Origin of the sequence: Weissella soli (assembly GCF_001761545.1) — a bacterium.
Classification (GTDB): Bacteria; Bacillota; Bacilli; order Lactobacillales; family Lactobacillaceae; genus Weissella; species Weissella soli.
Genome location: NZ_CP017326.1, coordinates 935,280 through 949,270 on the forward strand (window position 1 = coordinate 935,280; position 13,991 = coordinate 949,270).

At 44.2% G+C, this 13,991-nt stretch carries 13 protein-coding genes and 1 riboswitch; of the genes, 5 read left to right on the plus strand and 8 right to left on the minus strand.

Annotation, left to right across the window (positions count from 1 at the left end; translation table 11 throughout):
- Window positions 1–105: 105 nt before the first annotated feature.
- The 8 genes from gatB to WSWS_RS04455 all read right to left on the minus strand — a co-directional run bounded on the left by gatB (window position 106) and on the right by WSWS_RS04455 (window position 7,892).
- Complete coding sequence (gene gatB / locus WSWS_RS04425; RefSeq protein WP_070230149.1) at window positions 106–1,545, minus strand: Asp-tRNA(Asn)/Glu-tRNA(Gln) amidotransferase subunit GatB; 1,440 nt, start codon at window positions 1,543–1,545, stop codon at window positions 106–108.
- Window positions 1,545–3,002, minus strand: coding sequence for an Asp-tRNA(Asn)/Glu-tRNA(Gln) amidotransferase subunit GatA (gene gatA, locus WSWS_RS04430; RefSeq protein ID WP_070230150.1), 1,458 nt, complete (start codon window positions 3,000–3,002; stop codon window positions 1,545–1,547). The genes gatB and gatA overlap by 1 nt, the downstream gene beginning before the upstream one ends.
- A 5-nt stretch (window positions 3,003–3,007) precedes the next feature.
- On the minus strand, window positions 3,008–3,310 hold the full coding sequence (gene gatC / locus WSWS_RS04435; RefSeq protein ID WP_070230818.1) for an Asp-tRNA(Asn)/Glu-tRNA(Gln) amidotransferase subunit GatC: 303 nt from the start codon (window positions 3,308–3,310) through the stop codon (window positions 3,008–3,010).
- Between the two features lie 103 nt (window positions 3,311–3,413).
- Window positions 3,414–4,811 carry an RsmF rRNA methyltransferase first C-terminal domain-containing protein gene (locus WSWS_RS04440; protein WP_070230151.1) on the minus strand — a complete coding sequence of 466 codons (1,398 nt, stop codon included), beginning with the start codon at window positions 4,809–4,811 and terminating at the stop codon, window positions 3,414–3,416.
- A gap of 12 nt (window positions 4,812–4,823) precedes the next feature.
- A complete protein-coding gene (locus WSWS_RS04445) occupies window positions 4,824–5,663 on the minus strand; it encodes a Cof-type HAD-IIB family hydrolase (RefSeq protein WP_070230152.1) in 840 nt (279 codons plus the stop codon).
- The gene (locus tag WSWS_RS08170) at window positions 5,656–5,805 is read right to left on the minus strand and encodes a hypothetical protein (RefSeq protein WP_164699433.1); all 150 of its coding nucleotides are present in this window, start codon (window positions 5,803–5,805) and stop codon (window positions 5,656–5,658) included. The genes WSWS_RS04445 and WSWS_RS08170 overlap by 8 nt, the downstream gene beginning before the upstream one ends.
- A gap of 112 nt (window positions 5,806–5,917) precedes the next feature.
- Window positions 5,918–6,907 (minus strand): aldo/keto reductase, encoded by a 990-nt coding sequence (locus tag WSWS_RS04450; protein WP_070230153.1) that lies wholly within the window; start codon window positions 6,905–6,907, stop codon window positions 5,918–5,920.
- A gap of 13 nt (window positions 6,908–6,920) precedes the next feature.
- Complete coding sequence (locus tag WSWS_RS04455; protein WP_070230154.1) at window positions 6,921–7,892, minus strand: ribose-phosphate diphosphokinase; 972 nt, start codon at window positions 7,890–7,892, stop codon at window positions 6,921–6,923.
- A gap of 433 nt (window positions 7,893–8,325) precedes the next feature.
- Between WSWS_RS04455 and WSWS_RS04460 the strand changes: the two genes are divergently transcribed.
- From WSWS_RS04460 to WSWS_RS04480, 5 genes are all read left to right on the plus strand, one after another.
- On the plus strand, window positions 8,326–9,258 hold the full coding sequence (locus WSWS_RS04460; protein WP_070230155.1) for a dihydroorotate oxidase: 933 nt from the start codon (window positions 8,326–8,328) through the stop codon (window positions 9,256–9,258).
- 49 nt (window positions 9,259–9,307) lie between these two features.
- Window positions 9,308–9,401: riboswitch (TPP riboswitch) on the plus strand.
- A 158-nt stretch (window positions 9,402–9,559) separates the two neighbouring features.
- On the plus strand, window positions 9,560–10,123 hold the full coding sequence (locus WSWS_RS04465) for an ECF transporter S component (protein WP_070230156.1): 564 nt from the start codon (window positions 9,560–9,562) through the stop codon (window positions 10,121–10,123).
- A 10-nt stretch (window positions 10,124–10,133) separates the two neighbouring features.
- A complete protein-coding gene (locus tag WSWS_RS04470; RefSeq protein WP_070230157.1) occupies window positions 10,134–11,537 on the plus strand; it encodes an ABC transporter ATP-binding protein in 1,404 nt (467 codons plus the stop codon).
- Complete coding sequence (locus tag WSWS_RS04475; protein ID WP_070230158.1) at window positions 11,530–12,195, plus strand: energy-coupling factor transporter transmembrane component T; 666 nt, start codon at window positions 11,530–11,532, stop codon at window positions 12,193–12,195. Before WSWS_RS04470 ends, WSWS_RS04475 begins: the two co-directional genes overlap by 8 nt.
- Window positions 12,196–12,612: 417 nt before the next feature.
- Entirely contained in the window at window positions 12,613–13,905 is a 1,293-nt protein-coding gene (locus WSWS_RS04480) for a glycosyltransferase family 2 protein (RefSeq protein ID WP_114981113.1), read from the plus strand.
- Window positions 13,906–13,991 lie beyond the last annotated feature (86 nt).

The following is a 13,991-nucleotide window of genomic DNA, read 5'->3' on the forward strand; positions in this document are numbered from 1 at the left end:
TGCTATAAAAATGATGTTTTATTATGAATTCTCATTGCAGCCTTGCCCTCATTTACCAAAAAAACTCTAATTTGCATTGCTACAAACTAGAGTTTTAAAAATAGATTAACGCCGTGCTTCAAGACCCTTCAGCAACAAATCATTGACAACATTAGGGTTGGCATTACCCTTTGTTTGTTTCATGATTTGGCCGATCAAAGCCTTGGTAGCGCGTTCTTTACCACCAAGGTAGTCAGCTACGGATTGGGCATTATTGTCCAAAATTTCATCAATAATTGGCATCAAAACAGCTGGATCTGATAATTGCTTCAAGCCATTTGCTTCAACGTATTCAACTGGATCTTCACCCGCTGTAATCGCAGCAAAGACCTTCTTAGCCATCTTAGTTGAAATCGTGCCATCTTCAATCAACTGAATCATGCCAGCCAGGTGCTTAGGCGTCAACTTAGTATCTTGCAAGTCCATGTGTTCAGCGTTTAAGAACGCATTCACATCCCCCATCAAGTAGTTAGCGGCACGCTTAGCATCCGCACCCTCAGTCACCGTCGCGTCAAAGAAGTTAGCCATTTCAAGGGTTTGCGTCAAAACAGCAGCATCGTATGGCTCCAAGCCAAGGTCGTTAACATAACGTTGTTGCCGTGATGGTGCTGATTCAGGTAACTTGGCCGCCACTTCATCAACCCACATTTGGTCAATGTGGACTGGTGTCAAATCTGGTTCTGGGAAATAACGGTAATCATCCGCCGTTTCCTTAACCCGCATCAGGACCGTTTGACCCGTAGCTTCATCATAACGCCGGGTTTGTTGCTTGATTGTGCCACCAGCCAAGTAAATTTGTGCTTGACGTTGCTCTTCGTATTCAAGACCTTTACGCACAAAGTTGAATGAGTTCAAGTTCTTCAACTCGACCTTGGTCCCGTATTGCTCAGCACCATATGGTCGGATGGAAATGTTAGCGTCGACACGCATTGAACCCTCTTCCATCTTAACGTCAGAAATACCGGTAAATTGAATAGCTTGCTTCAAAGCTTCCAGGTAAGCATAAGCTTCATCAGGTGATTGAATGTCAGCTTCACCAACGATTTCAATCAATGGTGTGCCTTGACGGTTCAAGTCGACATAAGAGTAGCCATCCCCACCGTGCGTGTTCTTACCAGCGTCTTCTTCGACGTGCAATTCACGGATACCGACTCGCTTCTTCACACCGGCAACTTCGATTTCCAACCAACCATTGCGACCAATGGGTTCGAATTGTTGTGTGATTTGGTAAGCTTTTGGATTATCAGGATAGAAGTAATTCTTACGATCCCAGTGCAAATCATGAGTCACTTCACCATGCAAAGCCAAAGTTGCCATCATGCCATATTCAAGGGCCCCCTTGTTAGCTTGGGGCAAAACACCGGGGTATCCCCAGTCAATCACGTTGGTATTCGTGTTTGGTTGGTCACCGAATTGAGCAGGTGATGGAGACATCGCCTTTGAATTGGTCTTCAACTCAACGTGGACTTCTAGTCCAATCGTCGTTTCAAAATTTGAAATAGCCATTAGTTTGCACCTCCTGGAACTTGTTCAAACAAACGGGTTGCTTGTTCAAAGGCGTATGCTGCACGGAAAACAGTTTCTTCTTGAAAACGGTTTCCAATAATTTGCATACCAACAGGCAAACCATCAACAAACCCAGCATTGATTGACAAACCTGGCAAACCAGCCATGTTCACTGGAATCGTCAAAACGTCATTCATATAAGTAACTTGTGGATCATCTTCATTAGCACCGAAGTTGTAGGCCACATTAGGTGTTGTTGGTGCCACAATCAAATCATAGTCGGTAAAAACATTTTGGAAATCTTCATTCATTAATGTCCGCACTTGCGCTGCCTTCTTAAAGTAGGCATCGTATGAACCGGCTGACAATGAGAACGTTCCCAGCATGATACGACGCTTCACTTCATCACCAAAGCCTTGCGTACGCGTTTGTATGTACAAATCATCCAAAGTCTTAACGTTTTCAGCGCGGAAACCGTAGCGAATACCATCAAAACGTTGCAGATTTGATGACGCTTCTGACGAACCTAAGATGTAGTAAGCAGCCACCCCATACTTGGTATGTGGCAAGGATACTTCATCAACTTGGGCACCCAAAGCCTCGAGTTGCTTGATACCGGCCCGAACAGTTGCTTTAACCTGCTCATCAATACCGTCACCAAAGTATTCCTTTGGCACAGCAATTTTTAAGCCTTTGATGTCACCATTCAATGAGGCTGTGTAATCAGGCACCGGCACATCAGATGATGTCTGATCGCGGGCGTCACGACCAGCAATCGCCCCTAACACAGCGGCGTTATCCTTAACGGTGCGCGTAAATTGACCAATTTGATCCAATGAAGAAGCAAAGGCGATCAATCCCCACCGTGACACCCGACCATACGTTGGCTTCAATCCAACAATCCCGTTAAAGGCGGCTGGTTGACGAATTGAACCACCCGTATCTGATCCCAAGGCGAATGGGACTTGACCCGCAGCAACCGCCACGGCTGACCCACCTGAAGACCCACCAGGAACCTTTGTTTGGTCCCAGGCATTTTTGGTCTGTTTATAGTAGGACGTTTCAGTAGTGGAACCCATGGCAAATTCGTCCATGTTCAACTTACCAACCCCAATCGCACCTTGGTCAGACAACTTTTCAACAACCGTGGCATCATAAATGGGCTTGAACCCTTCAAGAATTCGTGAGGCGGCCGTTGTTTCTACACCATTGGTGACCATGTTGTCCTTGATACCATAGGGAATTCCTGACAAAACATTGTTCGGATCAATCCCAGCAGCATCAACTGCTTCGGCCTTAGCCAAGGCTTCATCACGCATGACCGTGATAAAAGCTTCATATTTACTATCGGTAGCATCGATATTTTCCAAAGTAGCCTTGGTCAAATCAACTGCACTTAATTCTTTGTTGACCAACTTAGCATGCAAGTCAGTTAAATCAGTTTGTAAGAAATCCATTCTGGCTACTCCTCCGTCAAAATTGCTGGCACCTTGATCAACGTTTCTTGATGTTCAGGTGCATTTTGCAATAATGCCTCCAATTGGTGGGCATTATCGGCCACGTCTTCACGCAAAACTGTCCGCATTTCTGTCACTGAATACGTTGGTTGAACGCCCTCCGTGTCCACTTCGGCCAAAGTATCTACCAAGTCAAAAATCTTTTCAAGTTGCTCGGTGAACTTATCAGCCTCGGTCGCTGACAATTCTAGCTTAGCCAACTCGGCAACGTGTAATACGTCATCACGAGTAATTCTTTCGTCTGCCATCTGCAATTCCTTTCCAACCATCACCGTTTTTGATGATGCAATTATCTCTATTTTAGCTTAATTAATTATTAATGAGAATACCAAAATGCCAGGATGTACAAGTTTAGTACATCTCATCCTCGAGGGCTGTTGGTTGCTCACGTACCTGGAAGCGTAACCCCTTGGGATAGAAGTTTTTCATCTGGCCATCGACCAACTTACCAAAACCAGTCCCGTTCCCATTCATGGTCAACAAATACCAACCATTTGCATACGCCGCCCGGTCCGCCACGAAGAAGGTGTCGCCATGCACATATTTTGCCCATTCTTCATCGTTCGTTGCATAGACCCGGGTAAATTCGGTCGGTTGCACAGCCAACGCCAATGACAAACTAGGTTCAAAGCGATTCTTTTTAAACGTGCCTAAATGTACACCGGCCCGCATGACTTGTACGCGCTTCATGTCAGGTGTCCCCGCTGGTAGCGCGTACAGTTGCTCACCAAAAGCCTGCAAGACAGCTGGTTGATAATCTGGCAACATATCCTTTTGGAAGGCAGCCCAAAGCGCGCTTTGTTCCTTGTTCAAATTTGTTGTAGCGAGCTTGGGTGCCTTTGCGGTGACATCTTCATCCGTTAACTTTGAACGCAATTTCGCCACAAAATGCCCCTCACCGTCCAAGTGATTAGGGAACAAGCGGGCTGTCTTAGCCAACTCAGGGTTACCATCAGCCCATTCTGGTCGACCATCGTCCACACCAGCAGGCTTATCAATTGGCACAATTTCCAACCATGGATACGTGTCAATTAACCAAGCAATGATTTGTTCATCTTCTTCTGGCGCAAAGGTGCAAGTTGAGTATGTTAATTCAGCCCCTGGCTTCATCATCTTGACCGCTTCCGTCAAAATTTCGCGTTGCAAGGCAGCACACTTGGCCGGATAATCGACATCCCAGTACTGCATCGCCCCTGGATCCTTACGAAACATGCCTTCACCTGAACAAGGTGCATCTAAAATAATTTTGTCAAAGTAACCCGGCAACCACTTTGATAAGTCCTGGGGTGCGTGGTTGGTCACAATCGCATTTTGGACACCGAACCGTTCTATATTTTCAGATAAGACCGTCGCCCGCTTACGGAAGATTTCGTTTGAAATCAACAGGCCCTCCCCATTCATAAATGAAGCGAGGTGCGTCGACTTGCCCCCCGGTGCAGCAGCCAAATCCAACACCCGTTCACCTGGGTTAGGATGGGCAACCTCGGCGACCAACTGGGCACTTGGTTCTTGCGAGTAAATCAGGCCCGTCGTGTGGTCCACTGAATGACCCGAAACTGTCCCAACATGACCCCACTGCCCCCAAGGAACCCGACCGTCATCAGGTGTGTCATACAAAGTTTGTTGTGCTTTAAGAGGGTTAACACGGTATGCCTTGACAACGGGCTTATCAAATGAAGCCATGAATGCATCAGCTTCATCACCCAATAAGGCGCGATATTTCTCTTCAAAACCTGCTGGTAATTTCATCGTGTCCTCTTTCTAATCAATGTCCATATGGAGCATCTTGGCGATATAACGGGCCATCCCATCCTGCGTGTTTGGTAAGTCAGTGACATCATCAGACACCGCCTTTAACTCAGGATTCCCATTAGCCATCACAATCCCATGGTCAGCCCATTGAATCATTTCCAAGTCGTTCATCTCATCCCCAAAGGCATAGATATCTTGCTTGTCAATCTGATAAATATGGCGCAAGTAGTCCAAACCCGTGGTCTTAGAAACCCCGGCCGGTGCCACTTCCAAAACCGGTGACTCACCACCCCAAGTTTTGACCGTCACCTGATCTTCACCATAACGATCCATCACAAACCGCTTGATTTGAGTTTGATGGAGGGGACTGGCGGCTTCCAATAAAATCGCATTAATATCTGCATTTAAGGATAACCGATCCAACATTTGCGGTCCTGCTTCGCGCGTTGGAAAGAACATTTGTTCGATGTCATCCAAATTTGCTGACACTTTTCCTGGGGATGCCCACACAGAGTCCTTATTCTCAGCAACCACCCGCTCGATATTCATCTCTGGTGCAATTTCTAACAAGTCGAGCGCGATGTCACGTGAAATTTGATGTGAGTATTCACGATCCCAAACTTGGTGGGGTTTGTGTCCCAAGGCGCCGTTGAAATTAATCATCGGTGATTTCAACCCTAACGTGTCATAAATATCGGTTGATAGTCGAGCTGATCGACCAGTGATAATGGAAATAATGTGTCCTTCATTTTGAACTGCCTGTAAAATACGGCGGGTCCGTTCAGAAACCTGACTCTTCTCATTTAACGTCGTGCCGTCAAGATCGATACCAATTAGCTTTCTACTCATCGGTAGCGCGCTCCTTTTGTTGTGCAAGTCGCTCATCACGCAAGCGTGCAATCATCTCTGCGCGCGTTTCACCACGCTTTTCATTGATCGACCACTTCTTATTCATTTCTTTTTGCTTATCATCTAATAGGTAACGTCCCAAAGCAGTATCCTCACTCTCTGTTCAATACGAAAAAACGTATTGAACCTATACAATTCAATACGTTCTATTTTAGCGTATTTTATCAATTTTTCCTAACTGAAGCAGGTTCACGCTAATCGTTCAAAATTGATTCGATCGCGGCCAATTCCTCAGCACCTAACGTCATATTATCGGCCACGCGCACATTATCCAACAAATGCTCAACTGATGATGCCCCAATGACGATTGATGTCACTCGTGGATCACGTAATAGCCAGGCCATGGCCAATTGGGCCAATGTTTGTCCACGTTGTTGTGCAATCGCGTTTAAGGCATTCAACTTGGCCACATAGGCCTCACGGTTATCAGCAATGAAACTGTTCGTCCGGTGCAATGGGAAATCAGCTGGAATGCCATCTAGATAACGATCAGTCAACAATCCTTCGGCCAGTGGACCATATGCAATCAACCCAGCATGGTGCGCATCCAACACGTCCAACAAACCAGTTGTCTCGGCTTCACGATTCAACATGTTATATGACACCTGATTACCAATAAATGGTGTGTGTAACTCATCAAAGATTTCTGCAATGGCCGCCGTTTGTTCTGCCGTATAGTTTGACACACCCACGTACAATGTCTTTCCTTGGCGTACCAACAAATCTAGTGCTTCGGCTGTTTCACGTAAGTTTGTGTTAGGATCCCAACGATGCGCATAGAAAATATCAACATAGTCTAAGTGCATACGCTGCAAAGATAAATCTAAGGATGCTGTTAACGGCTTCTTACCAGAAAACTCGCCAAGAGGACCCGGCCACATGTGATACCCCGCTTTGGTGGTAATCACCAATTCATTACGGTAAGGCTTCAAATCAGATTGGAAAACGGCCCCAAAGGTCTCTTCGGCGGTACCATTTGAAGGACCATAGTTAGATGCGTTATCAAATGAAAAAATACCATTGTCAAAGGCTTTCAACATCACCTCACGTGAATTGGCCAATGGCTTTTCATCACCCAAATTACGCCACAGCCCAAATGATAGTGCGGGTAAAATCAGGCCTGAATCAGCGACACGCCGGTAAGGTAACTTTTCATAACGTTGTTCATCTGCTGCATATACCATGATTTGCTACTCCTTATAACTTAACTTCAGGATTATTTGACGAACGTAAGAGTGATCCGACGTCCTGATTATTGTGAATGCGGGTAATGGCCTCAGCCAATAGTGGTGCCACTGACAAAACCACCAACTTTGAAAATTGCTTATCTTCAGGAATGGGCAAAGTATCCGTTACCACCACTTTGCGAATATTGTCGTCATCTGCTAAGACATTTGCCGCATCATTTGAGAAGACTGCATGGGTCGCTACTGCGTACACGTCAAGTGCGCCAGCTGCCTTCAAAGCGGCTGCCGAGGTTACCATGCGTCGACCAGAGTCAATAATATCATCAACGATGATCGCAATGCGACCAGAAACATGACCGACAATGGCATCTGGGTTCTTAGGATCTTCTCGTGCCACGCGGTCATTAATCACACCCCAAGGTGCGCCTAGGATTTCCGCAAAACGCCGGGCACGACCAGCACCGCTATGATCAGGCGCAACAACCACTAAGTTGTCCAATAGTTTACGTGAATAGAAATAATCTGATAACAACGGTGCGCCAAGGAGATGATCCACAGGAATATCAAAGAATCCCTGTACTTGATCAGCATGCAAATCAACCGCAACCACGCGATCAACGCCGTTCATCTCGAGTAATGAAGCAATTAATTTAGCACTGATTGGTTCGCGTGCTTTTGCTTTACGATCTTGTCGGGCATATCCATAATATGGCAGGACAACATTAATCGTTTTAGCTGATGCACGTCGTAAAGCATCTACTGCAATCATGATTTCCATAAAGCTATCATTAACCTCACCACCGATTGGCGACACAACAAATACATCATCCCCACGGATACTTTCCAACACGCGTAATGCGATCTCGCCGTCCTTAAAGCGCTTCACCTCAACCGGTGTTACTGGCAAATGTAGTTCTTCAGAAATTTTTTGGGTCAATTCTGCATTTGTTGATAACCCAATAATTTTTAGTGTGCTTTTCACCAGTCATTCCTCCGCGTCATCTTTGTTACTGACAATTGTTTATTGTCTTAATTTTACCAGAATTTTTACGTTTTTGTTACTTGACTGCTAAAAAAGAAAGCGCTTCACGTTAGTCAGTTAAATGCAACTAAGTGCTACCAAAAAGTAAGTTGTCATTCTCACTTGACTTCCCGTGTGATTTTTCTGTGGAAACACGCCTGATCGCTAGCTACTCTTTGAGTCATCAACCCATTCTTAGATTTTTCAATCTATATTCTCTACCTTAATGCATAGTAAGTCATCGCCGGTGTACAAGGAAAGTTGTACGCAAAAAAATAATTCCATATATCACTATCTTTCCCTTCCCTTTTCACCAAATATTGGGTACACTGATTAAAATAAATTTTTCACAATATTGTTATGTTTAATTAGTCACAGAGAGGAATAAAACATCATGACAACGCTTACCGCCAACATTGCTGGCTTTGAATTTGACGACATCCTACTGAATGCCGCTGGTGTCTATTGCATGACCACCGAGGAACTTGACCAGGTATTGACTGCCCCCGGGGCTGGGTCACTGGTCACCAAGTCAGCCACACCTAGTTTCCGGGCTGGTAATCCAGCACCCCGCTTTACCAAAATGCCCCTTGGTTCAATTAATTCGATGGGTTTACCTAATAATGGCTTAGATTACTATTTAGACTATGTCATCACTAAGCAGGCTGTAAAGCCCCTTTTTCTGTCAATTGCTGGCTTGACCAAGACCGATAATCTGGCGATGCTTCACCAAATTCAAGCGTCTAATTTTAATGGTTTGGTTGAACTAAATCTATCTTGCCCAAACGTCCCTGGTAAACCACAAACGGCCTATGATTTCGATGCAACCCGCGCCATTTTGACTGAGGTCTTCCAATTCTATACCAAGCCCCTCGGGGTCAAGTTGCCACCCTATTTCGATATTGTGCACTTCGACATGGTTGCGGCTGTGTTAAACGACTTCCCTTTGGCATTCGTCAATACCATTAATTCAATTGGTAACGCCCTGGCCATTGATCCAGAAACCGACAGCGTGATGATCGCTCCTAAGGGCGGCTTTGGCGGTATCGGCGGGGAAATCGTGAAGCCAACTGCTTTGGCCAATGTTCGGGCCCTCCGACTGCGTCTGAACCCTGCCATCAAAATTATCGGGACCGGTGGTGTCCAAACCGGCCGTGACGTCTATGAACACATCCTGTGTGGGGCTGATTTAGTTTCGGTCGGGACCAACCTTGCCTTTGAGGGACCAGCTATCTTTGACCGTCTTAAGACAGAATTATTAGCTGAGATGGCCAAAAAAGGCTATCGTTCACTAGCCGATTTCCGGGGTAACTTGCAAACGCTGTAACTATCTATTGAATTTATTTTAAGAATCCGTTATGCTTACCTATGACGATTCAAACAAGCTGGGGTGCTCCTTTTGGGGCTGAGATAATACCCATCGTACCTGATCCGGATAATGCCGGCGGAGGTAGCTTGGTTTGTTTACCTAGTAAGTAAACTGACCCAGTCCAGCTTTTTGCTTGGACGGGGTCTTTTTTCTTTTCCATGCGTTCGATCATTCCAATGCTGTGATGTTCTACTGCCATCGCGCTTGCGGGAATCACGCTTGTTTGACGTTACATTCTAATAATTCGGAGGTTTGCGCCATGCAAACAGTTTCATCAAAAGACAAGCGTTCATGGTCATTAAATGACGTCATTACACTTGCCATTATTGCTATTTTCTTCGGTGTGATCTATGAAGTATGGGGCTTCGCATACAATGCGATTGCAGCCACACCTTTAAAGATTTATGCCAATGACATGACGCTGGGTGTTTGGATTATGGCTGGTCCAATGGCTGGTGTGTTACTCAAAAAGGCCGGTGCCACAACCATTGGTGAAATCTTGGCAGCCGTCGTTGAAATGCTACTCTTCTCACAATGGGGCTTTTCAAATGTCATTTATGGTTTAGTGCAGGGAGTTTCCAGTGAAGCTGGGTTTGCGCTCACTGGCTACAAGAACTGGGATAAGTTTGGCTTGTTCATGTCAACGGTATCAACGACGGTCTTGATGTTCATTTGGGACTGGTTCCAAAGTGGCTACAACACATTCTCATTTGGCCTACTCATCACCCTTTTCATCATCCGTTTCATTTCAATCGGATTTTTCGCCGGTGTATTAGTTTACTGGATTCAAAAGTTAGTTGATCAGTCAGGCATTCGCCACTAGGAATAATTTCATGACCAAATTAGAAATTCGAAAACTTAATTTCTCTTATGGGTCAAAGAATAGCGACATTCTTCGGGATGTCGCTTTAACTTTAGCACCCAACTCGTTTAATTTGCTTTACGGGCCCAGTGGCTCTGGCAAATCGACCTTACTTAAATTAATGGCTGGTCTCTACCCTAATTTTAGCGGTGACATTACGCAAGGTGATGTTTATTTGCTGGGACAACCCGTTGGACCAATTGTCAGTTTTGAACGCGCACAACACATTGCGATGCTTTTCCAAAATCCGACACGGCAATTTGCGATGCAAACACCGCGTGAACAAATTGAATTTGCGTTAGAAAACCTGCAATTACCCCGTACAGAAATTCAGACGCGTACTGAAAATGCTTTGCTGATGCTGGACTTGGTACCATTAGCTGAACGACAGTTATTCACCATGTCTGGTGGTGAACAACAGCGCGTGGCCCTGGCTGTCATTTTTGCGCTGAATGCGGAAATCATCTTGTTAGATGAACCCTTTGCCAATGTTGATCCCGAAAGCCGCCAACAGTTGTTGCACATCATTAAGTCGCTGCAAACTGATCATGGTAAAACGATTTTTATCTCTGACCACGATTTAACGGGTTATGCACCATTAGTTGACCACGTTTTTCAATTACGGGAGCAACGCCCCGTTGAAGTCGCCCTGACTGAATTAACGGCGCCAACTGTGCCACCAATTGTTGGGACACCTGCAGCACAAAGTCAGCTACACTGGCGTGACTTGACCTTACAGGTTGGCGCAACGATTCTCGTGCATGATAGTAGCTTTGCCTTACCCGTTGGTCAGCTTGGCCTGCTATCAGGAGCAAACGGTTCTGGGAAATCGACCCTTTTCCGTGTCCTTAGTAAGCAACTTAGCATGTCCGGTGAAGTCACTTTTGCTGGTAAAACAATGGCTGACTATAAACTCTTTGATTGGGCGCAAGTCGTAGGTTATGTTTTCCAAAATGCCAGTGACCAATTCATCACGATGACCCCCCGAGAAGAATTTGCGCAAAGTCGTGCCCACAGTCACTTAACGGACTATTGGACGGATGACCGTATCAAGCGCGCCATCACTGCGTTAAACCTCGACCACGTATTGGATCACGTCGTGTACCAACTATCTGGTGGGCAACAGAAAAAAGTCCAATTACTGAGCGTCCTCATTAGCGGTCATCCCGTTCTATTACTAGATGAACCCCTGGCTGGTCTGGATAGTGCTTCGGTTCGCACCCTGCTCACATTGCTTAAAGACTACATCGTGACTAATCAGATTAGTGCATTGATGATTTCACATCAACGTCAATTCTTAAACGAATTCGTCGACTATGAACTGCACTTAGCTAATCACCGCATCGCACTAGTAACGGAGGCCCCTCATGACTAATCGCCAACCCTTACCCTTGTTGATCTTCGTGTCCATCACTGGTTTAGGCATCATGTTTGTTAAATCAGTTTGGTTAAATAGCGTGTTGGTGTTGATTGGGATGGCCTTGTTGCTCCTATTACGTGTTAAACCAAAACCAGTGTTCTGGGCGCTGCTGATTTCACTACCCGCTGCGTTTGGGACTTGGTGGTCATACATGGCTTTTAGTACCTATGACAACTGGCATATTGCGTTGATCTATACGAGTCGTTTGTATGCCTTTTTGATGCTTGGCTTGACCGTCACCTTAGCTTATACGCCCCGCGAGATTTTGTTCAGTTTGCGTGATTATCTCAAATTATCCGACACCTTTACGTATGGGATTTTGGCGGCATTTAACCTATTACCTCGGGTGCGTCATCAAATTAAGATTATCCAGTATGGTGCTGCCATGCGCGGCATCAAATACCATTTGTGGTCACCACAGCTTTATTTCAAGGCAATATTGACGGCGATTAATTGGGCGCAGGATCTATCGGAGGGGATGACCTCCCACGGATTTTCAGAGGGGTTCCCCCGCACGAACATCAAAACGCCCCTATCTATACCACTGGTTTTCCTAACAACTATTAGTGGCTTGACTCTCCTATTGATTAGTCTACTAGGACATTGGTGGTAACTAGGCCACATGAAACTATATAAAACCAATTAACTTTTTACGGAGTTAGTTGGTTTTTTTATAATAAATCTATGCAAAAAAGGTCGTTTTACATCATAACTTTTAAAATGAACATAAAAATTATATTCAAGCAACAAATTAAAATCAGCATGCCAGTTCATTTAATTGAAAAATATTTTTTCTACTCGTTTTCTACCAGTTATAAAATTCTTGATAAATCACTATGTTAAATGCCTAATTAACCCTTAATTACCAGTAAGACAACATGACCTAATGATTCACTTACTTTTTATAATGCTGGCCGTAAAACCAACCATTATTTTTGATTATCCAAAAACATATCCATTTATTTTTATTGTTATTTTCAAAATAGTATGCTATTTTTCATTTAATATTATTATTTGAATGGTGAAAAAGATGAATTCATTTTTATTTGATGTGTCTATATTTATTGACATTGGAATTGTATTTCATATCCTACAATTTTTACCAACAATTGGAATTAAATTTTTAATTTCTTTTAAAACTGGTAAACGAAAACTGACCCTCACATTTAAAGGACGTCCACTATTTTCGGAAGAAGAAAACCAAAAAGGTTTAACGGACCACTCTTTGTATATTGTTGTTTTAATTCCGGCATGGAATGAGCAAGATACAGTTGCTAAATCTGTAACAAGTATCTTAACCCAAACGCGCAAGCCAGATAAAGTTCTAGTTGTTCCAAATAATACAACAGATTTAACGGCCGTTGCAGCCATGGCTGCTGGTGCACAAGTGTTAGTTATGCCCGGTAAAAATACTAAGAAAAAAGCCGGTGCATTGAATTATGCCCTCGACCAGCTCTCAGCTGAACTTGATAGCCATAAACACTCTGCCGTCATTGTCATGGATGCAGATACCACGGTGGACAGTGATTTCGTTGAACGTGCTGAAAATAAAATGGGACGAAATAAATATGTTGGTGGCGTCAGTTCTATTTTTGTTGGTCGCAACTCCCACAATATCCTGGGTACCTTACAACAAATGGAATTTGCGCGCTTTAGACGGTTAGTTAAGGAACGAATTGAAGTATATGTTTTATCAGGAACGGCTAGCTTAATCAGTTGGAATGCTCTGAAAAAAGTCAAGGAGGCTCGTATCATTGGTAAACAATTGCCAAAAGGTGACAGTTATTATGATGTCGATAGTATGACCGAAGATAACGAGTTGACCTTGGCCTTATTAGCGTTAGGCTACACGATTCCCCACGTTGGGATCGAGTCGATTACTGATGTCATGGAAGATTTTAAATCACTTTATAATCAAAGAAAACGGTGGTATATGGGGGCCCTACAAAATATTAAAATGTATGGACTAAAGATGCCTGTCTGGATGAGATTTATTTACTGGTTTCAACAAATTGGTCTTTACATGGCTCTGGCAATCACACCAATTATCCTCTTTGCGTTTATAACATATATCATCAGAACTATTATGATCACCGGCACCCTAACTTCCCTATTTACACTCAATACGATAATTGCTTTAATTTTGTTTTATGCCTATATTTTTGTTCAAGTAATCACAGTTTGGGATCAGGGTTGGATGGCCCGATTACTAGCATTCTTCTATATTCCAGACCTAGTTTATGGCATTTTTTTGCTCATTTTCTACGCTGGGGCCCTCTGGACATTCATCACGAATAAAGAGCTGAGTTGGATACAAACATAACCTTTTGACGCAAACTCAGCCAATTTCAGCATGAAATACAACAAAGTAGACGCGCTTGAATGTTACATTCAGCGGGTCTTTTTTTT